The organism is Streptomyces sp. NPDC052040, from assembly GCF_044548405.1.
In the GTDB taxonomy this organism is placed as follows: domain Bacteria; phylum Actinomycetota; class Actinomycetes; order Streptomycetales; family Streptomycetaceae; genus Streptomyces.
In genome coordinates, this window is the sequence record NZ_JBIUBV010000015.1 from 50,888 (window position 1) to 70,650 (window position 19,763).

Sequence of the window (19,763 nt, forward strand, 5' to 3'; positions counted from 1 at the left end):
CCTCGTGCCTACTCGGCCGAGGGCGCCTCGCCCTCGTCCGTGCCGGTGGCCGTGGCTTCCCCGGTGGTCTCGTCGACGACGTCCTCGCCGTCGACCTCCTCCGCCTCACGCCCCGCCTCGGCGTTACGTGCGATGCCGACCACGGCATCGCGCTTGCCCAGGTTGATCAGTTGGACGCCCATGGTGTCACGGCCCGTCTCCCTGACCTCGTTGACTCGCGTACGAATCACACCGCCCGACAGCGTGATGGCGAGGATCTCGTCGGTCTCCTCGACCACCAGCGCGCCGACGAGCGATCCACGGTCCTCGACGATCTTGGCGGCCTTGATGCCGAGGCCGCCGCGGCCCTGGACGCGGTACTCGTCGACGACGGTCCGCTTCGCGTACCCGCCGTCGGTGGCAGTGAACACGAACGTACCGGGTCGAACAACATTCATCGAGAGGAGCTCGTCCCCCTCGCGGAAGCTCATGCCCTTGACGCCCGAGGTGGCACGGCCCATCGGACGCAGCGAGTCGTCCGTCGCGGTGAATCGGATCGACTGGGCCTTCTTGCTGATCAGCAGCAGATCATCGTCCGGCGACACCAGCTCGGCCCCGATCAGCTCGTCATCGGAACCGTCCTCCATCTCGCGGAGGTTGATCGCGATGACACCGCCGGAGCGCGGCGAATCGTAATCCTTCAGAGGCGTCTTCTTGACCAGACCGCCCTTGGTGGCGAGCACCAGGTACGGGGCCGCCTCGTAGTCGCGGATCGCCAGGATCTCGGCGATCGCCTCGTCGGGCTGGAAGGCGAGCAGGTTGGCGACGTGCTGGCCGCGCGCGTCCCGGCCGGCGTCCGGCAGCTCGTAGGCCTTGGCGCGGTAGACCCGGCCCTTGTTGGTGAAGAACAGCAGCCAGTGGTGCGTGGTCGACACGAAGAAGTGGTCGACGATGTCGTCTTCCTTGAGCTTCGCGCCGCGCACGCCCTTGCCGCCGCGCTTCTGGGCCCGGTAGTCGTCGGTCTTGGTGCGCTTGATGTAGCCGCCGCGGGTGACCGTGACGACGATGTCCTCCTCGGCGATCAGGTCCTCGATGGACATGTCGCCGTCGAAGGGCACCAGCTGGGAGCGGCGGTCCTCGCCGAACTTCTCGACGATCGCGGCCAGCTCCTCGCTGATGATGCCGCGCTGGCGGACGGGCGAGGCGAGGATCGCGTTGTACTCGCGGATCTTCGCCTGGAGCTCGTCGTGCTCCTGGACGATCTTCTGGCGCTCCAGGGCGGCGAGGCGGCGCAGCTGCATCTCGAGGATGGCGTTGGCCTGGATCTCGTCGATCTCCAGCAGGCCCATCAGGCCTTCCCGGGCGATCTCGACGGTGTCGCTGCGCCGGATCAGCGCGATGACCTCGTCGATGGCGTCCAGGGCCTTCAGCAGGCCGCGCAGGATGTGCGCCCGCTCCTCGGCCTTGCGCAGCCGGAAGCGCGTACGGCGGACGACGACCTCGATCTGGTGCGTCACCCAGTGGCGGATGAACGCGTCCAGGGACAGGGTGCGCGGCACTCCGTCGACGAGCGCCAGCATGTTGGCGCCGAAGTTCGTCTGGAGGTCGGTGTGCTTGTAGAGGTTGTTCAGGACGACCTTGGCGACCGCGTCCCGCTTGAGCACGATGACCAGGCGCTGGCCGGTGCGGGAGGACGTCTCGTCGCGGACGTCCGCGATGCCGCCGATCCGGCCGTCCTTCACCAGGTCGGCGATCTTCTGGGCGAGGTTGTCCGGGTTGACCTGGTAGGGAAGCTCGGTGACCACCAGGCACTGGCGGTTCTGGATCTCCTCGACCTCGACGACCGCGCGCATGGTGATCGAGCCGCGGCCGGTGCGGTAGGCCTCCTCGATGCCCTTGCGGCCCACCACCAGGGCGCCGGTCGGGAAGTCCGGGCCCTTGATGCGCTCGATGAGGGCGTCGAGCAGCTCCTCGTGCGAGGCCTCCGGGTTCTCCAGGTACCACTGGGCGCCGGACGCGACCTCCCGCAGATTGTGCGGCGGGATGTTGGTGGCCATGCCGACCGCGATACCGGCGGAGCCGTTGATCAGCAGGTTCGGGAAGCGGGACGGCAGGACCGTCGGCTCCTGGGAGCGGCCGTCGTAGTTGTCCGTGAAGTCGACGGTGTCCTCGTCGATGTCGCGGACCATCTCCATCGACAGGGGCGCCATCTTGCACTCGGTGTAGCGCATGGCGGCGGCCGGGTCGTTGCCCGGGGAGCCGAAGTTGCCGTTGGAGTCCACCAGCGGCATCCGCATCGACCACGGCTGCGCGAGGCGGACCAGCGCGTCGTAGATCGAGGAGTCGCCGTGCGGGTGGTAGTTGCCCATGACGTCGCCGACCACGCGGGCGCACTTGTAGAAGCCGCGCTCGGGGCGGTAGCCGCCGTCGTACATCGCGTACAGGACGCGGCGGTGGACGGGCTTGAGTCCGTCCCGCACGTCGGGCAGCGCACGCGAGACGATGACGGACATCGCGTAGTCGAGGTACGAACGCTGCATCTCCGTCTCGAGCCCGACGGGCTCGATCCGCAGCGTGGTGTCGTCGCCCTCATCGGGCGTCACGGGGGTGTTCTCGTCGGCCATTGCTGGTGAAGATCCTTCCTGGTGCGGTCAGCAGAGACCGACTCAGATGTCGAGGAAGCGGACGTCCTTGGCGTTGCGCTGGATGAACGCGCGGCGTGCCTCGACGTCCTCGCCCATCAGGACCGAGAAGAGGTCGTCGGCCTGGGCGGCGTCGTCGAGGGTGACCTGGCCGAGGACCCGGTGGTCGACGTCCATGGTGGTGACGCGCAGCTCCTCGGCGTTCATCTCGCCGAGACCCTTGAAGCGCTGCACCGAGTCGTCCTTGATCCGCTTGCCGTTGCTGCGTCCCAGCTCGATCAGCGCGTCGCGCTCGCGGTCGGAGTACGCGTACTCGAAGTCGTCCCGCCCCCACTTGATCTTGTACAGCGGCGGGCGGGAGAGGAAGACGTGCCCGGCCTCGACCAGCGGCCGCATGAAGCGGAAGAGGAAGGTCAGCAGCAGGGTGTTGATGTGCTGGCCGTCGACGTCGGCGTCCGCCATCAGGATGATCTTGTGATAGCGGAGCTTGGTGATGTCGAAGTCCTCGTGCACCCCGGTGCCGAAGGCCGAGATCAGCGCCTGGATCTCCTGGTTCTGGAGGATCTTGTCGATCCGCGCCTTCTCGACGTTGAGGATCTTGCCGCGGATCGGGAGGATCGCCTGGTACTGCGGGTTGCGGCCGGACTTGGCCGAACCGCCGGCGGAGTCACCCTCGACGATGAAGATCTCGCACTTGGTGGGGTCGTTCGACTGGCAGTCGGACAGCTTGCCGGGGAGCGACGCCGTCTCCAGCAGCCCCTTGCGGCGGGTGAGGTCGCGGGCCTTGCGGGCCGCCACGCGCGCGGTGGCCGCCTGGATGCCCTTGCGGATGATGTCCGTGGCCTCGTTGGGGTTGCGGTCCAGCCAGTCGTTGAGGTGCTCGTAGACGGCCCGCTGGACGAAGGTCTTCGCCTCGGTGTTGCCCAGCTTGGTCTTGGTCTGGCCCTCGAACTGCGGCTCGCTCAGCTTGACCGAGATGATCGCGGTCAGGCCCTCGCGGATGTCGTCGCCGGTGAGGTTGTCGTCCTTGTCGCGCAGCAGCTTCTTGTCCCGCGCGTACTTGTTGATCAGCGAGGTCAGCGCGGCGCGGAAGCCCTCTTCGTGCGTGCCGCCCTCATGGGTGTGGATGATGTTGGCGAAGGAGTAGACACCCTCGGTGTAGCCGCTGTTCCACTGCATCGCGACCTCGAGGGACAGGCTCTTGTCCTTGTCCTCGGCCTCCAGGTCGATGACGGTGGGGTGCACCACGTCGCCCTTGCGGGAGTTGAGGTACTTCACGAAGTCGACGATGCCGCCCTCGTAGTGGTACGTGACGGTCTTGACCTCGGCCTTCTCGTCCGCACCCGCCTCGTCCGCGCCGGTGACGGCCTTCGCCGACTCGCGCTCGTCCGTGAGCCGGAGCGTCAGGCCCTTGTTGAGGAACGCCATCTCCTGGAAGCGCCGCGAGAGCGTCTCGAAGGAGTAGTCGGTGGTCTCGAAGATGTCCGGGTCGGCCCAGAAGGTGACCGAGGTGCCGGTCTCGTCCGTGGCCTCGTGCTGGGCCAGGGGGGCCGTGGGGACGCCGAGCTTGTACTCCTGCGTCCAGCGGTGGCCGTCCGTCCTGATCTCGACGGCCACCTTGGTCGACAGGGCGTTCACGACGGACACGCCCACACCGTGCAGACCGCCGGAGACCGCGTAGCCGCCGCCGCCGAACTTGCCGCCCGCGTGCAGCACGGTCAGCACGACCTCGACGGCCGGCTTGCCCTCGGACGGCACGATGCCGACCGGGATGCCGCGGCCGTTGTCGACGACGCGCACGCCGCCGTCGGCGAGGATCGTCACGTCGATGGTGTCCGCGTGACCGGCCAGCGCCTCGTCGACCGAGTTGTCCACCACCTCGTACACCAGGTGGTGGAGTCCGCGCTCGCCGGTCGAGCCGATGTACATACCGGGTCGCTTGCGGACCGCGTCCAGACCCTCGAGGACGGTGATGGCACTGGCGTCGTACGACGCGGTGACCTCGCCGCTCAAGCTGGTCGCCGCTCCGGCGTCGGTGGAGGGGATGTTCTCGTTGGGGTTGCCGGAATCGGCCACGAAGCGCCCTTTCTGGCACAGCACAAGCCAGGCTCGTCGGCGGTTGCCGGAGCGGCTGCGGCATGTTGCGTTGGTAAGCCTTGATCAGCGTTGCTCAGCGATACCCGGACGGTCCCCACGATCGGGGCGGGATTGTCACCCAGTCTACCGGTAGCGCCGACAGTGATGGGGGTTTGCCGGTACCTGGATCCGCATGTGCCGCCCTCAACCGGTCTCGGCCGACTCCCCATATGCGGAACGGGTCTCCAAGAGGCTCTAAGAGGCACTCAGCGCTTCCGGCTGTCAACCCTTGGCAATGTCGTAAGTCCGGTGGATGTTCGCAACCGCGCGCGGGTGCAGCGAACGGGCAGCCGGAGCGTCCGCCCGGCGGCCCGTACGTGATGTCGGTCACCCGTAGGTGTCACCGGGGCCCGTGGAGCCCGGGGCACGCAGGGGGCCGTAGCGCCGGGCGGGACCACCGGGGCCCTGGACCTTGATCAGCCGGACCGTGCCGTGCCCCAGGTCCTCGTTCAGCCGGGCGACCAGCTGCGGGGCCAGCAGCCGCAGCTGGGTGGCCCAGACCGTGGAGTCGCAGGCGACGGTCAGCACCTGCTCGTCCTCGTCGTACCGCTGCGGGACGCAGTGCTTGGCCAGGTCCTCGCCGACGATCTGCGGCCAGCGGCCCATCACACCGCCCACCGCGGCCGGGGTCTCCCAGCCGCGCTCGGTGATCAGCCGGTTGATGGCCGCACCGAGCGCCATGGGGTCGCGGCCGTCGGAGCGCGCGCCGGAGCGCAGGCCACCGCGGCGCGCCTGCTTCTTCTGCTGCGCGGCGTCGCCCCGCGCGCGGGCCTGTTCCTTCGCCGCGCGCAGTGCCACCCGCGCGAGGTCCACGCCCGACAGTTCGGGAGTCTTCCCCGGTGCGGGCTCGTCGGTGCTCATGCGCGCTCCACGGTGCCGCCGGACACGGTGTACCGCGTCCCCTTCAGTACATGCGGTACGTCGTCGTCGACCGCGGCGGTCACCAGGACCTGCTCGCCGGGCGCCACCAGTTCGGCGAGGCGCTCGCGGCGGCGGGCGTCCAGCTCGGCGAAGACGTCGTCGAGGACGAGCACCGGCTCGGGTCCCTCCGCACGGAGGAGGTCGTACGAGGCCAGCCGCAGCGCCAGCGCGTAGGACCAGGACTCGCCGTGGGAGGCGTATCCCTTGGCGGGCATCCGGCCGAGCTGGAGGAGCAGGTCGTCGCGGTGGGGCCCCACCAGGGTGACGCCGCGTTCGATCTCCTGTTTGCGGGCGTCGGCGAGCGCGGACATCAGCTGCTCGTGGAGGTCCTCGCGGGTGTGGGCCTCGCCGGGCGCGGACGGCCGGTACTCCAGGGCGAGCGGGCCGCCGCCCGGCGCCAGCTGCTCGTACGCCTTGTCGGCGAGCGGCCGGAGCGCGGCGATCAGGTCCAGACGCTGGGCGAGCAGCTCCGCGCCCGCGTGCGCCAGATGCTGGTCCCAGACGTCCAGGGTGGACAGGTCCATGGCGCGGCCGCCGTGGCGGCGGGCCAGCGCGGCCGACTTGAGGAGGGTGTTGCGCTGCTTGAGGACCCGGTCGTAGTCGGAGCGGACGCCCGCCATCCGCGGGGAGCGCGCGGTGATCAGCTCGTCGAGGAAGCGGCGCCGCTCCCCGGGGTCGCCCTTGACCAGCGCCAGATCCTCGGGCGCGAACAGCACACTGCGCACGATGCCGAGCACATCACGCGGTCTGGTCTGCGGGGACCTGTTGATACGGGCGCGGTTGGCGCGGCCCGGGTTCAGCTCCAGTTCGACCAGCTGCTGCCGCTCGCCCTGGCGGACCTGGGCGCGGACGATCGCGCGTTCGGCTCCCATACGGACCAGGGGCGCGTCGGTGGAGACGCGGTGGCTGCCCAGGGTGGCGAGATAGCCGACCGCCTCCACCAGGTTGGTCTTGCCCTGGCCGTTGGGGCCGACGAAGGCGGTGACGCCCGGGTCGAGCGGGACCTCGGCCCGGGCGTAGGAGCGGAAGTCGGCCAGCGACAGATGCGCGACATGCATGGCCGTTCGCCGACCTCCCTCGAAGGTTGTGGACCGCCGGGCGGCCCTGTGGACTACTTCTTCTCTACCGCGTGGCCGCCGAACTGGTTCCGCAGCGCCGCGATCATCTTCATCTGCGGCGAGTCGTCCTGCCGCGAGCTGAACCGCGCGAACAGCGAGGCGGTGATCGCGGGCAGCGGCACCGCGTTGTCGATGGCGGCCTCCACCGTCCAGCGGCCCTCGCCGGAGTCGGCCGCCCAGCCGCGCAGCCGGTCCAGGTGCTCGTCCTCGTCGAGGGCGTTGACCGCGAGGTCCAGCAGCCAGGAGCGGATGACCGTGCCCTCCTGCCAGGAGCGGAAGACCTCGCGCACGTTCTCCACGGAGTCGGCCTTCTCCAGCAGCTCCCAGCCCTCGGCGTAGGCCTGCATCATGGCGTACTCGATGCCGTTGTGGACCATCTTGGCGAAGTGGCCCGCGCCGACCCGGCCCGCGTGCACCGCGCCGAAGTCGCCCTCGGGCTTGAGGGCGTCGAAGACCGGCTGCACCGTGGCGACGTTCCGCTCGTCGCCGCCGTACATCAGCGCATAGCCGTTCTCCAGGCCCCAGACGCCGCCGGAGACACCGCAGTCGACGAAGCCGATGCCCTTGTCCGCCAGCTCGGCGGCGTGCTTCTCGTCGTCCGTCCAGCGGGAGTTGCCGCCGTCCACCACGACGTCGCCGGGCTCCAGCAGCTTCGCCAGCTCGTCGATCGTGGACTGGGTCGCGGCACCGGCCGGGACCATCACCCACACCACGCGGGGGCCCTCCAGCTTGCCCACAAGCTCTTCGAGGCTGTGGACATCGGCGAGGTCCGGGTTGCGGTCGTATCCGATGACGGTGTGGCCTGCGCGGCGGATCCGCTCGCGCATGTTGCCGCCCATCTTGCCGAGGCCGACGAGACCGAGCTCCATCAGTGTTCCTTAGGTTGCGATGGCATGAGGGCACTTTCGTACCTGCGTCCGAGCCTAAACCCGGCCCCTGATGCACACCTGTGGGCCCACGCGCTCATGCGCAGCCCCTCTCACCTGCGGCTTCGCCCGGGGAGCCCGGTGGACCACCGGGCTCCGGACACCTGCTGGTCAGCCGTCAGCCACTCAGTCGTACCGGCATGATCAGGTACTTGTACGCCTCGTCCGCCTCGGCGTCCACGGCCGGCTTGCCGCCGAGCAGCGCGGGCTTGGTGGACGTGGTGAAGGACAGCTGGGCCACCGGGGAGTCGATGGCGCTCAGACCGTCAAGCAGGAAGGTCGGGTTGAAGGCGATCGAGATGTCGTCGCCCTCCAGCTGGGCCTCGACCCTTTCCACAGCCTGTGCGTCGTCGCTGGAGCCCGCCTCCAGGATCAGCACGCCCTGCTCGAAGCTGAGACGCACCGGGGTGTTGCGCTCGGCGACCAGGGCCACGCGCTTGACGGCCTCCACGAAGGGGGCGGTCTCGATGGTGGCGACCGAGTTGAACTCCGTCGGGAACAGCGTGCGGTACTTCGGGAGGTCGCCCTCGAGCAGCCGGGTCGTGGTGCGGCGGCCGGCGCCCTCGAAACCGATCAGGCCCTCGCCCGAGCCCGAGCCGGACAGCGCCAGGATCACGGAGTCGCCACTGGTCAGCGCCTTGGCCGTGTCGAGAAGCGTCTTGGCGGGCACCAGGGCGACCGCGGAGGCCTCCGGGTTCTCCGGCTTCCACAGGAACTCGCGGACCGCGAAGCGGTAGCGGTCGGTGGAGGCCAGCGTGACCGTGTCGCCCTCGATCTCGATGCGGACACCGGTGAGGACGGGCAGCGTGTCGTCGCGGCCGGCCGCGATGGCGACCTGCTGCACGGCGGAGGCGAAGACCTCGCCGGGGACCGTGCCCGTGGCGTTCGGCATCTGGGGCAGCGCCGGGTACTCCTCCACCGGCAGGGTGTGGAGGGTGAAGCGGGAGGAGCCGCAGACCACCGTCGCCCGTACACCGTCTGTGGAGATCTCCACCGGGCGGTTGGGGAGGGCGCGGCAGATGTCGGCGAGCAGGCGGCCGGACACCAGGACCGTGCCGTCCTCCTCGACCTCGGCATCCACCGACACCCGCGCGGAGACCTCGTAGTCGAAGCTGGACAGGCTCAGCTGGCCGTCCTCGGCCTTCAGCAGCAGGCCGGCGAGGACAGGCGCCGGCGGACGGGCCGGGAGGCTGCGTGCCGCCCAGGCCACTGCCTCCGCGAGTACGTCGCGTTCCACCCGGATCTTCACCTAAGCCGCCTCCTGCTGTTGCCGGCGTTCTCGCCCTGCTGGCCTCGTCGTCTGTCTCGGTGTCGCAAGCCACTGCGGCGGGAAGGACACCGGGGACCAGTCTGACGCACACCGCTGACAGTCGGTGCCGCTCGGGGTCAAGTCGTGACGAGGGGCAGCCGGGAGCCGGAGAGCGAGTTGTGCACAGGCCCTGCTTCCAGACGAATTCCCTGCTCTCTCTGTGTAGGGGTAGTAGTAGGGCCTGTGGATACCGTGGATAACCGCGTTTTCGCAGCTCAGCGGCAAGATTTTGTCCACTGGTCCTGTGGGTGACGGCAGTGGACAACCAGGCGTTTCTGTGGAGAACGGAAAGTTCTGCACACCCCGTGCACAGCCGAGGGGCACTTCTCCCCAGTGCCGTCCCCAGCTTTACCCGCCTTTCCCACAGCCCAACCCGGCAGCTTGGTGTGACGCCTTTCACTCCGACCGGTGAGAAGGCGCGTCGTGTTGCCGAACAGTGGACAGGCATGTGGAGAAGCCGGGAAACACTGGGGACAACAGGCCCGAGCCTGTGGGTTGTCGGTGGACAACTCTGTCCACCGCCTGTGGATCTCCGTTTCATCCACAGTCTGTGGAGATCGTTCGTCCACCAATCCACAGGCAGTTGACCTGGGAAGATGATCTTTCGACCGCACTGCCTGTGGACACGGTCTGGACAACTTCGCAGTCCCCAGCGTGTGGACGGAAGAAAGTCACCAGATCTGTGGAGAGTGGCCGTAACTCGGCAGGTATTCGAACAGCAGGTTGCGGGAGCGTCTCCTCCAGAGAGGGGCGGCCGCCTCCTGAAGAGGCTCCGGGTGCCCGTTCCACGGGCCGGGGGACCGCGGTACGGGGAACGGACGGGCGTCTGCCGGTCCGGGACACCGGTCGGGTGGACGCCGAACTGAGACACCGCCCGGACGCCCGGAAACGGCGGAGGGCGCCCCGGGAAACCCGGGGCGCCCTCCGCCGCGTACGCGGCCTGCTGCGGCCGTCAGCCGTTCTTGATGCGGTTCGTCAGCTCGGTCACCTGGTTGTAGATGGAGCGCCGCTCGGCCATCAGCGCGCGGATCTTCCGGTCGGCGTGCATGACGGTGGTGTGGTCCCGGCCGCCGAACTGGGCGCCGATCTTCGGCAGCGACAGATCCGTCAGCTCACGGCACAGATACATGGCGATCTGCCGGGCGGTCACCAGGGCGCGGCCGCGTGAGGTACCGCACAGGTCCTCCACCGTCAGCCCGAAGTAGGCGGCGGTGGCCGCCATGATCGCCGGCGCCGTGATCTCGGGCGCCGCGTCCTCGCCGCCGGGGATCAGGTCCTTCAGGACGATCTCCGTCAGCCCGAGGTCCACCGGCTGGCGGTTGAGCGACGCGAACGCCGTCACCCGGATCAGCGCACCCTCCAGCTCCCGGATGTTCCGCGAGATGCGGGAGGCGATGAACTCCAGCACCTCCGGCGGCGCGTTGAGCTGCTCCTGCACCGCCTTTTTGCGGAGGATCGCGATCCGGGTCTCCAGCTCCGGCGGCTGGACGTCGGTGATCAGCCCCCACTCGAAGCGGTTGCGCAGCCGGTCCTCCAGGGTGACGAGCTGCTTGGGCGGCCGGTCCGAGGACAGCACGATCTGCTTGTTGGCGTTGTGCAGGGTGTTGAACGTGTGGAAGAACTCCTCCTGCGTCGACTCCTTCTGCGCCAGGAACTGGATGTCGTCGACCAGCAGGATGTCCATGTCGCGGTAGCGCTTGCGGAACGCGTCCGCCTTGCCGTCGCGGATCGAGTTGATGAACTCGTTGGTGAACTCCTCGGAGCTCACGTACCGCACCCGGGTGCCGGGGTAGAGGCTGCGCGCGTAGTGGCCGATGGCGTGCAGCAGATGCGTCTTGCCGAGCCCCGACTCGCCGTAGATGAAGAGGGGGTTGTACGCCTTCGCCGGTGCCTCGGCGACGGCCACCGCGGCCGCGTGCGCGAAGCGGTTGGAGGCGCCGATGACAAAGGTGTCGAAGAGGTACTTCGGGTTGAGCCGCGCGGTGGGCTCGCCCGGGCCGGTCGCCGGCGCGGGCTGCGCGGCCAGCGGGCCGGGGGCACCCGTGGCGGGCCCGGGTCCGACCGGACCGCCCCGGTGCACATGGCCGCCGCCGGAGGGCGGCTCCGGCAGCTCCCGGCGGTCGGGGCGCTGCTGGTCGAAGTCGGTGCGCCCGCCCTCGTAGTCCTGGCGCTGCTGCTCGTAGGGCGGGCGCTCCAGGGACTGGGTGCGGTAGTCCGGCGCCGGTGTCGCGTAGGGGTCGCGCTCGGGGAAGCCGAGCCGCTGCTGCTGCCAGCCGTAGTCGTCCTGGGAGGAGCGGGGCCAGGCACCGGGCTCGGGACGCTGGTACTCGCCCGGATACGCGGGACGGGCGGGCGGGAGCTGGTCCGCGCGGGCCGGGGGCAGCTGGTCCGCGGGGCCCGCGGGCAGCTGGTCGGGGCGGCCCGTCCGGTGCTCGTCCGCGCGATGGCGGCCGTATCCCTCGTAGCCGCCCTGGTGGCCGTCGTACGGGTCCCGGGCGGGCGGCTCGGGACCCTCATAGCGCGGCTGCCGGTCGGCCGGGGGCTCGCCCGCGGAGTCGTCGACGGTGATGGCGATACGGATGGGGCGGCCGCACTCCCGGCTCAGCGTGTCGCTGACGACGGGTGCCAGCCGTCCTTCGAGGACGCCCTTGGCGAACTCGTTCGGCACCGCGAGCAGGGCGGTGTCGGCGACCAGGGCCAGCGGCTGGCAGCGCCGGATCCAGTGCTCGTCCTTCGCCTCGACGCCCGGACCGCGTCCTTCGCCGAGGAGCTGTTCGAGTACGCGTGGCCACACTGCGGCAAGATCGGCAGGTACGTCAGCCACAGGGCACGCTCTCTCACAGGTCCCGTGAGCGCGTGGCCAACGGGAAGGTCGGGATCCAGATCCGGCGCGTCGGGACCGGGGCGGAACGGCCGGGCCGACGTCAGGGGAAAGAATCGGAGTCCAGTCACGGTAGTCAGGGCGACCGGCGCGGTTCAAGTTGTTGTCCCCAGCCTGTGGACAAGTGTCTCCCATGGGGCGCTGGTTTGACCGGACGGCAGAGCCCCGCGTACCGTAACCAGGTCGAGTTGTCGATGGCTGCTGCCGCCTGCCTCCGATGGGCACAGATCACGTCAGTGTTCCGACCAGGGAATACGCCGGTGATCGGGAAGCGGTGCACTCGGGCGTAATGCGAGCTACTCGTGGGCGCACGGTGACAGCCAGGAGGCACCCCGCCACCCACCGAATCATTACTGGAGCCCCCGAGTGAGCAAGCGCACCTTCCAGCCGAACAACCGTCGTCGCGCGAAGACCCACGGCTTCCGGCTGCGTATGCGCACCCGTGCCGGCCGCGCCATCCTGGCGTCTCGCCGCAGCAAGGGTCGCGCCCGTCTGTCCGCCTGATCGCGTACAGGTCATGACGTGCTGCCTACCGAGCATCGGCTGAGGCGGCGCGAGGACTTCGCGACCGCGGTACGCCGAGGACGCCGGGCCGGTCGCCCGCTTCTCGTCGTCCACCTTCGTAGCGGTGCCACGGACCCGCACGCGCCTGGGGAGAGCGCTCCCCCGACGCGTGCGGGTTTCGTCGTGAGCAAGGCCGTGGGCGGAGCAGTCGTACGCAACAAGGTGAAGCGCAGGCTTCGCCATCTGATGCGCGACCGAGTCGCCCTCTTGCCCCCCGGTAGCCTGGTAGTGGTACGCGCGCTGCCCGGCTCGGGTGACGCCGACCCTGCACAGCTGGCCCGAGACCTGGACGCCGCACTTCAGCGGCTGCTGGGAGGAGGGGACACGCGATGAAGTACCCACTGCTGGCCCTGATCAAGATCTACCAGTGGACGATCAGTCCACTGCTGGGGCCGGTGTGCAAGTACTACCCGTCGTGTTCCCACTACGGGTACACCGCCATCGACCGGCACGGTGCGATCAAGGGAACGGCCCTCACCGCCTGGCGCATCCTGCGGTGCAATCCGTGGTCGCTCGGCGGTGTGGACCATGTCCCGCCGCGCAAGCGCCCGCGGTGGCACGAAATGCTGCGCGGCGCCTGGCGCGCGCGCAAGGGCGGGCCCTCCGCCGGCGAACCGGCCACCGAAGGAACACCTCCTTCGAGCCCGGCCGCAGAGACCTCGTCCCATGCCCAAGGAGCATGATTAGTGGACACGATTGCCAGCCTCTTCAGCTTCATCACCACACCCGTCTCCTGGGTCATCGTCCAGTTCCATGCGGTGTACGGGAAGATCTTCGGTCCCGACACGGGCTGGGCCTGGGGCCTGTCCATCGTGTCCCTGGTGATCCTGATCCGTATCTGCCTGATCCCGCTCTTCGTGAAGCAGATCAAGGCCACCCGGGCGATGCAGACGCTTCAGCCCGAGATGAAGAAGATCCAGGAGCGCTACAAGAACGACAAGCAGCGCCAGTCCGAAGAGATGATGAAGCTGTACAAGGAGTCGGGTACCAACCCGCTCTCCTCGTGCCTTCCCATCTTGGCGCAGTCTCCGTTCTTCTTTGCCCTCTACCACGTGCTCAACGGCATCGCGACGGGCAAGACGATCGGCGTCATCGACGACCGGCTGCTTGCCAGCGCCCGCCACGCGCACATCATCGGGGCCCCGCTGGCCGCGAAGTTCACGGACAACGCCGACAAGGTCAGCGCGCTCGGTGCCTCGCTCACCGATGTCCGGGTCGTCACCGCGATCATGATCGTCCTGATGTCGGCGTCGCAGTTCTACACGCAGCGCCAGCTGATGACGAAGAACGTCGACACCACGGTGAAGACGCCGTTCATGCAGCAGCAGAAGATGCTGATGTACGTCTTCCCGGTGATGTTCGCCGTCTTCGGTATCAACTTCCCGGTCGGTGTCCTCGTCTACTGGCTGACCACCAACGTGTGGACCATGGGCCAGCAGATGTACGTGATCCACAACAACCCGACTCCGGGCTCGAAGGCCCAGGCCGCCTATCTGGAGCGCCTGCACAAGCACGTCACGCACCACGGCAAGATCCGCAAGCGGAGCGAGAAGGCCATCGTCAAGGCCATCGTCGCCAAGGGCCGTGACCGGAACGAGTTCGAGCGCAAGTTCATCAACGGTCTGAGCAAGGTGGGCCTGACCGCCCAGGTCGACGGCACCGTGGTGAGGGGCGAGGCCGAGGCCGTCGCCATCGCCGAGGACGGCACGCCGAGCACCGGTGTTCCCAAGCGCCAGCAGCCCAAGCGGCAGAGCAAGTCCCAGCGCCAGTCCGGGCCCAAGTCGGCGGGCGGCTCCGAGGACTCCTCCTCGTCGCCGTCGCTGACCAAGTCCGACGAGCCGCAGGACACCGAGGCCGACGACACGGGCAAGAAGCCGTCGGCCCAGCCCGGCTCCGGCACCCGCAGCAGGGCTCAGTCCGGCCAGCGCAAGGGCCCGCAGCGGCCCAAGTCCCCGTCCAAGAAGTAAGAAGGAGTCCATCCCGTGACGGAAGGCACCACCTCCGCGGCCGCCGAGGGTGCAGGCACCCTGTCCCGCCTGGAGCAGGAGGGCGAGATCGCGGCGGACTACCTTGAGGGTCTGCTGGACATCGCCGATCTCGACGGCGACATCGACATGGACGTCGAGGCCGACCGTGCGGCCGTGTCGATCATCAGTGACGCGGGCAGCCGGGATCTCCAGAAGCTGGTCGGACGGGACGGCGAGGTGCTGGAGGCGCTCCAGGAGCTGACGCGCCTGGCCGTGCACCGGGAGACCGGCGACCGCAGCCGGCTGATGCTGGACATCGCCGGTTTCCGCGCCAAGAAGCGTGCGGAGCTCGCGGAACTCGGCGCCAAGGCGGTCGCCGAGGCCAAGAGCTCCGGTGAGCCCGTGAAGCTCAAGCCGATGACGCCCTTCGAGCGCAAGGTCGTGCACGACGCGGTCAAGGCCGCGGGCCTGCGCAGCGAGTCCGAGGGCGAGGAGCCGCAGCGCTTCGTCGTCGTGCTGCCTGCCTGAATCGGCTCGTAGCGTTTCCCGGCCCCGTCTGTTGAGCAGGCGGGGCCGGAACTTTGTCAGCCTGGCAATTTCCCGCGGCTGTGTTCTCCAGCCGCAGTTCCTGATAGTTCTGGGTGGTCTGCGCTCAGAGCGCTCGTGCGGTACGGAAGGACGGTCCCCGTGACGGAGGCAGCAGAGCTTCCCCCTGCGCCGGAGCAGGCACGCGAGGTATTCGGCGATCGCTTCGCGGATGCGGTCCGCTATGCGGAGCTGCTCGCGGAAGCAGGTGTGCAGCGAGGTCTCATCGGTCCGCGGGAAGTGCCCCGGCTGTGGGAGCGCCATCTGCTGAACTGCGCGGTGCTCTCGGAGGTCGTGCCCGAGGGGGTGACCGTGTGCGATGTGGGCTCCGGCGCCGGACTGCCCGGCATTCCGCTGGCCCTCGTCCGCGAGGACCTCAAGATCACGCTGCTGGAGCCCCTGTTGAGGCGCACCAATTTCCTCAGCGAGGTCGTCGAACTGCTCGGGCTCGACCATGTCACTGTCGTCCGTGGCCGTGCCGAGGAGGTCATGGGCCAGCTCCAGCCGGTCCATGTGGTCACCGCCCGTGCCGTGGCCCCGCTGGACCGCCTGGCCACCTGGGGTATCCCCCTGCTGCGTCCCTACGGAGAGATGCTGGCGCTGAAGGGCGACACCGCGGAGGAGGAGCTGAAGAGCGCCGCCACCGCGCTGACAAAGCTCGGTGCCGTGGAGACATCCGTTCTCCATGTCGGCGAAGGGGTCGTGGACCCGCTGTCCACCGTGGTCCGCGTGGAGGTCGGGGAAAGCCCCGGCGGTGTGCGCTTCGCGGCCAAGCGGGCGAAGGCGGCCAGGGCGGGACGGGCTCGGCGGCGTCGCTGACCGGTGCCCGGCGTCGCGCCGGGCTGCCCTACTCCACACAAGCTGCCCCGCCTCCATATCTCGGAGTGTCGCGGAGATCCGGGCAGCGCCGCTGTCATCGTGTTTCACGTGAAACGTCGCTCACTGTTGCACGGCATCATCAGTCGGGGCCGGGCCGCGGCCGAACCCCGCGACCGTAAGCCGCTCGGAACTCTGGGAGGGTCGTCCACCTCGGGGGCTTCGTCCCCCGTGAAGGGCACAGAGCTGTCCACAGAGGTGGATTTCTCCACAGAAGACCAGACCTCACTGGTTCACCACCCCGACGGCATGGGAGGCTCTGTTCATTGCGAGCCTGAAGTCGAGGAGAGTGAATCCTTGCGGTCCGACGCCAACATCGCGGGACCGATGACCGATCCGGTCCCCGGCCCCCGTACCGAGTCGATGGGGGACGATGTTTCACGTGAAACACCGCCCCCGATGGACGACACTCCCATCGGTCGTGCTGCCCAACTGGCGGTGGAGGCACTGGGGCGCGCCGGTGAGGGCCTGCCACGACCCGAACAGACCCGGGTCATCGTGGTCGCCAACCAGAAGGGCGGTGTGGGCAAGACCACGACAACGGTCAACCTCGCCGCTTCACTTGCGCTGCACGGCGGCCGTGTCCTGGTGATCGATCTCGACCCCCAGGGCAATGCGTCCACGGCGCTGGGGATCGACCATCACGCAGAAGTCCCCTCCATCTATGACGTGTTGGTCGAGAGCAGGCCTCTCGCCGAGGTGGTTCAGCCCGTTCCGGATGTCGAGGGCCTCTTCTGCGCCCCTGCCACCATCGATCTCGCGGGCGCCGAGATCGAGCTGGTGTCTCTGGTGGCTCGGGAGAGCCGGCTGGAGCGGGCGATCCAGGCCTATGAACAGCCGCTGGACTACATCCTCATCGACTGTCCGCCGTCGCTCGGCCTGCTGACGGTCAATGCGCTGGTCGCCGGGCAGGAAGTCCTCATCCCGATCCAGTGCGAGTACTACGCGCTGGAGGGGCTGGGCCAGCTGCTGCGCAATGTCGACCTGGTGCGGGGGCACCTCAACCCCGCCCTCCATGTGTCGACCATCCTGCTCACCATGTACGACGGCCGGACGCGCCTTGCGTCCCAGGTCGCGGAAGAGGTGCGCAGCCACTTCGGCGACGAGGTGCTGAGGACGAGCATTCCCCGCTCGGTCCGTATCTCGGAGGCGCCGAGCTATGGGCAGACGGTGCTGACCTACGATCCAGGTTCGAGCGGTGCCCTCTCCTATCTCGAGGCGGCACGGGAAATCGCGCTGAAGGGTGTGGGCGTCGCCTATGACGCACAGCAGGCCCATATCGGCGCCCAGACGGAACAGAGCATGGTGGAGGGGATCCAGTGAGCGAGCGACGGAGGGGGTTGGGCCGTGGGCTCGGCGCACTGATCCCTCACGCCCCGACAGGGGAGAAGGTAACGGCTCCGACCTCGTCGGGTGGCGGTCCAGCCATCCCGACGGGCGCCGTACTGACCACGGACCGGGGTGTGGCGGCCGCGAAGCTGGCCACGCTTCCGTCTGTTGCAGAGGAGGCCGAGGAGTCGTCGACGAGCGGCGCCCAGGAGACGGTGGCGCCTCCCCTGGGAGCCCACTTCGCCGAGCTGCCCCTCGAATCGATCACCCCGAACCCCCGGCAGCCCCGTGAGGTCTTCGACGAGGACGCTCTCGCCGAGCTGGTCACCTCCATCAAGGAGGTGGGGCTGCTCCAGCCCATCGTGGTGCGGCAGCTGAGCCCCTCGCGCTATGAGCTCATCATGGGTGAGCGGCGCTGGCGGGCCTGCCGTGAAGCAGGCCTGGAGGCCATCCCGGCGATTGTGCGGGCCACGGACGACGAGAAGCTCCTCCTGGACGCCCTGCTGGAGAACCTGCACCGGGCGCAGCTGAATCCCCTGGAAGAGGCCGCCGCCTACGACCAGCTCCTCAAGGACTTCAACTGCACCCATGACCAGCTGGCGGACCGCATCGGCCGCTCGCGCCCTCAGGTGTCCAACACCCTGAGGCTGCTGAAGCTGTCGCCCGCCGTGCAGCGCCGGGTGGCAGCCGGGGTGCTGTCCGCCGGACATGCCCGGGCCCTGCTGTCCGTGGAGGACTCGGAGGAGCAGGACCGGCTGGCCCTCCGCATTGTGGCCGAGGGGCTGTCGGTGCGGGCCGTCGAGGAGATCGTCACCCTGATGGGATCCCGGTCGCAGAGCGCTCCGCGGTCCAAGGGGCCCCGGGCCGGTGGCCGTGTCTCTCCCGCGCTCAGTGATCTGGCGACCCGCCTCTCGGATCGTTTCGAGACCCGGGTGAAGGTCGATCTGGGCCAGAAGAAGGGCAAGATCACCGTCGAGTTCGCCTCGATGGACGACCTCGAGCGGATTCTCAGCTCACTCGCCCCGGGCGAGGGGCCGGTCCTCCAGCGGAGCCTGGTGGACGACGACTCCGAGGAGTCGGAGGACTGAGCCCCGCGGTGACCCCGTGGAACTCGTCGGTCCTCGCCGAGAGCGGGCCTGTCCGGTGTCTGCCGGAACACGGCTCGCTCTTTGCTTTCTGTCGGTGCCGAGTGAATCGCATGATGGATACGATGCGATCGGGTATGGCGCATCCACGTGGCGGTACCTTCAGTGGGGAGGCGGAGGCCCATGCGCACCATGAGCCGCACCGGACTGGTCACCACGGGCTTGGGCCTGGGAGCGCTCGGCGGATTCGTCGGGGGCCTGCTGAGGGAGCGGAGCGCTCTGACAGCCGCCCGTGACGCTGCGGGCGAAGGAAGCGAGGAACTGCCTTCATGGGGCGTCGGCTCGTACCGCTCACGCTGGACAACCTTCCGGACGTTCCCCAGCGCTGTCGTGCGTGCGTCTTCTGGGAGTTGGACCCCGTCAGTGGTGAGGCAGCGGTAAAGTCCGGGACCACCGCCCTGGAGAAGGAGTCCTGGATCTCCGCCGTCCTGCTGGACTGGGGCTCCTGCGGCCGGGTGGTCTATGTCGACGATGTCCCGGCGGGCTTTGTGCTGTATGCGCCGCCCGCCTATGTGCCCCGCTCCACGGCATACCCCACGAGCCCGGTCTCACCGGACGCGGTCCAGTTGATGACCGCCTTCATCCTGCCGCGATACCAGGGTCAGGGGCTCGGCCGCGTCATGGTCCAGACGGTCGCCAAGGATCTGCTGCGGCGGGGATTCAAAGCGGTGGAGGCCTTTGGCGACGCCCGCTGGAAGGAACCCGCCTGTCTCCTTCCCGCCGACCATCTGCTGGCCGTGGGCTTCAAAACGGTACGCCCGCACCCGACATACCCGCGGCTGCGACTGGAACTGCGCTCGACACTCTCCTGGAAGGAAGACGTCGAAATGGCGCTGGACCGGCTGCTGGGAGCCGTCCAGAAGGAGCCGGCCCTGCGGCCGCTGTGACCGGCCGACTTCCTCTCCCCCTGCGCGGTGGTCAGGAAGGTGCCCCACGGGAAGGGGCCGACCCGTCCGGGTCGGCCCCTTCCCGTTTCACGTGAAACATCGCCGCTGCGGCTCAGCGGCGTGGCGCTCACTTCTCGGTGATGAAGTCCTCAAGGTCGCGGACGATCGCAGCCTTCGGCTTGGCACCGACGATGGTCTTGGCGACCTCGCCACCCTGGTAGACGTTCAGGGTCGGGATCGACATGACACCGTACTTGGCGGCGGTGGCCGGGTTCTCATCGATGTTGAGCTTGACGACCTCGATCTTGTCGCCGTACTCGTCGGCAATCGCCTCCAGCGAGGGGGCGATCTGGCGGCACGGACCGCACCAGGCGGCCCAGAAGTCCACCAGGACGGGCTTGTCGCTCTTGAGCACGTCCTGCTCGAAAGAGGTGTCGGTCACGTTCTTCAGGGTGCCGGCCACGGGGGCTCCTTAATTCGGTGGTGCGGTGGGGCGAG

General features: G+C 68.7%; 17 protein-coding genes. 9 read left to right on the forward strand and 8 right to left on the reverse strand.

Features of this window, described 5'->3' with window-relative positions:
- Positions 1-8: 8 nt before the first annotated feature.
- The 7 genes from gyrA to dnaA all read right to left on the reverse strand — a co-directional run bounded on the left by gyrA (position 9) and on the right by dnaA (position 11,855).
- Complete coding sequence (gene gyrA, locus ACIHAA_RS25290; RefSeq protein ID WP_399820916.1) at positions 9-2,603, reverse strand: DNA gyrase subunit A; 2,595 nt, start codon at positions 2,601-2,603, stop codon at positions 9-11.
- A gap of 42 nt (positions 2,604-2,645) precedes the next feature.
- Positions 2,646-4,721, reverse strand: a complete 2,076-nt coding sequence (gyrB, locus tag ACIHAA_RS25295; RefSeq protein WP_399820918.1) for a DNA topoisomerase (ATP-hydrolyzing) subunit B — start codon at positions 4,719-4,721, stop codon at positions 2,646-2,648.
- 363 nt (positions 4,722-5,084) lie between these two features.
- The gene (locus ACIHAA_RS25300; RefSeq protein WP_399820920.1) at positions 5,085-5,618 is read right to left on the reverse strand and encodes a DUF721 domain-containing protein; all 534 of its coding nucleotides are present in this window, start codon (positions 5,616-5,618) and stop codon (positions 5,085-5,087) included.
- Positions 5,615-6,736 (reverse strand): DNA replication/repair protein RecF, encoded by a 1,122-nt coding sequence (recF, locus tag ACIHAA_RS25305; RefSeq protein ID WP_399820922.1) that lies wholly within the window; start codon positions 6,734-6,736, stop codon positions 5,615-5,617. The genes ACIHAA_RS25300 and recF overlap by 4 nt, the downstream gene beginning before the upstream one ends.
- 53 nt (positions 6,737-6,789) lie before the next feature.
- Positions 6,790-7,665, reverse strand: a complete 876-nt coding sequence (gene gnd, locus ACIHAA_RS25310) for a phosphogluconate dehydrogenase (NAD(+)-dependent, decarboxylating) (protein WP_399820924.1) — start codon at positions 7,663-7,665, stop codon at positions 6,790-6,792.
- A gap of 175 nt (positions 7,666-7,840) precedes the next feature.
- Entirely contained in the window at positions 7,841-8,971 is a 1,131-nt protein-coding gene (dnaN, locus tag ACIHAA_RS25315) for a DNA polymerase III subunit beta (RefSeq protein WP_399820927.1), read from the reverse strand.
- Between the two features lie 1,012 nt (positions 8,972-9,983).
- Positions 9,984-11,855, reverse strand: a complete 1,872-nt coding sequence (gene dnaA, locus ACIHAA_RS25320) for a chromosomal replication initiator protein DnaA (RefSeq protein WP_399820929.1) — start codon at positions 11,853-11,855, stop codon at positions 9,984-9,986.
- Between the two features lie 423 nt (positions 11,856-12,278).
- On the opposite strand from dnaA, the gene rpmH reads away from it, so the two are divergent.
- The 9 genes from rpmH (at position 12,279) to ACIHAA_RS25365 (ending at position 19,265) form a co-directional block, all read left to right on the forward strand.
- Entirely contained in the window at positions 12,279-12,416 is a 138-nt protein-coding gene (gene rpmH / locus ACIHAA_RS25325; protein ID WP_003956500.1) for a 50S ribosomal protein L34, read from the forward strand.
- Positions 12,417-12,434: 18 nt separating this feature from the next.
- Positions 12,435-12,809 (forward strand): ribonuclease P protein component, encoded by a 375-nt coding sequence (rnpA, locus tag ACIHAA_RS25330; protein ID WP_399820931.1) that lies wholly within the window; start codon positions 12,435-12,437, stop codon positions 12,807-12,809.
- Positions 12,806-13,159: a membrane protein insertion efficiency factor YidD gene (gene yidD, locus ACIHAA_RS25335; protein WP_399820933.1), complete on the forward strand. Its 354-nt coding sequence runs from the start codon at positions 12,806-12,808 to the stop codon at positions 13,157-13,159. Before rnpA ends, yidD begins: the two co-directional genes overlap by 4 nt.
- Positions 13,160-13,162: 3 nt before the next feature.
- Complete coding sequence (gene yidC / locus ACIHAA_RS25340) at positions 13,163-14,443, forward strand: membrane protein insertase YidC (RefSeq protein WP_399820935.1); 1,281 nt, start codon at positions 13,163-13,165, stop codon at positions 14,441-14,443.
- 15 nt (positions 14,444-14,458) lie between these two features.
- Positions 14,459-14,971: a protein jag gene (locus ACIHAA_RS25345; RefSeq protein WP_399820937.1), complete on the forward strand. Its 513-nt coding sequence runs from the start codon at positions 14,459-14,461 to the stop codon at positions 14,969-14,971.
- A 159-nt stretch (positions 14,972-15,130) separates the two neighbouring features.
- On the forward strand, positions 15,131-15,847 hold the full coding sequence (rsmG, locus tag ACIHAA_RS25350; RefSeq protein WP_399820940.1) for a 16S rRNA (guanine(527)-N(7))-methyltransferase RsmG: 717 nt from the start codon (positions 15,131-15,133) through the stop codon (positions 15,845-15,847).
- Between the two features lie 306 nt (positions 15,848-16,153).
- Positions 16,154-17,227: a ParA family protein gene (locus tag ACIHAA_RS25355; RefSeq protein ID WP_399821101.1), complete on the forward strand. Its 1,074-nt coding sequence runs from the start codon at positions 16,154-16,156 to the stop codon at positions 17,225-17,227.
- Positions 17,224-18,321: a ParB/RepB/Spo0J family partition protein gene (locus ACIHAA_RS25360; protein ID WP_399820941.1), complete on the forward strand. Its 1,098-nt coding sequence runs from the start codon at positions 17,224-17,226 to the stop codon at positions 18,319-18,321. Before ACIHAA_RS25355 ends, ACIHAA_RS25360 begins: the two co-directional genes overlap by 4 nt.
- A gap of 326 nt (positions 18,322-18,647) precedes the next feature.
- Positions 18,648-19,265, forward strand: coding sequence for a GNAT family N-acetyltransferase (locus ACIHAA_RS25365; protein WP_399820943.1), 618 nt, complete (start codon positions 18,648-18,650; stop codon positions 19,263-19,265).
- 127 nt (positions 19,266-19,392) lie between these two features.
- On the opposite strand, the gene trxA is transcribed toward ACIHAA_RS25365, so the two are convergent.
- Complete coding sequence (trxA, locus tag ACIHAA_RS25370) at positions 19,393-19,728, reverse strand: thioredoxin (RefSeq protein WP_399820945.1); 336 nt, start codon at positions 19,726-19,728, stop codon at positions 19,393-19,395.
- Positions 19,729-19,763 lie beyond the last annotated feature (35 nt).